The organism is Paracoccus bogoriensis, assembly GCF_019431455.1.
Lineage (GTDB): Bacteria > Pseudomonadota > Alphaproteobacteria > Rhodobacterales > Rhodobacteraceae > Paracoccus > Paracoccus bogoriensis.
In genome coordinates this window covers 1-290 of record NZ_JAHYSR010000079.1, presented here as the reverse complement: position 1 = coordinate 290, position 290 = coordinate 1, and the positions used below count along the sequence as shown (strand labels likewise).

General features: G+C 57.2%; 1 protein-coding gene. It reads right to left on the bottom strand.

From position 1 onward, the window contains the following. Positions 1-108 (bottom strand): transposase (locus KY389_RS15135; protein WP_219831796.1); only part of this gene is annotated, 108 nt, incomplete at its 3' end. Positions 109-290: the final 182 nt, after the last annotated feature.

The window sequence follows — 290 nt, the reverse complement described above, 5'->3', positions numbered from 1 at the left end:
TGAAACCTGAAGCCCGCCATACTTGCTCTTCCACTTGTAAAGCGTCTTGTCCGACATGCCATGCTTGCGGCACAGCTCCGAGACCTTCGCTCCGTTCTGCGCTACGATTGATCCCCCGGATCAATCGCTTAACGCTTGAACCATACTCCTGCAAAACCGGGAATGTCCCGCCCGATGTTGAACTTTGTGGGGTGAGGGGTGGCGTTGCTCTCCCTGAGCCGTAGGCTCGGGGTGTCCAATCCAAACGGAGAGCAGCACCATGAAGACAGCTACCACATCTCCGGTCGCGC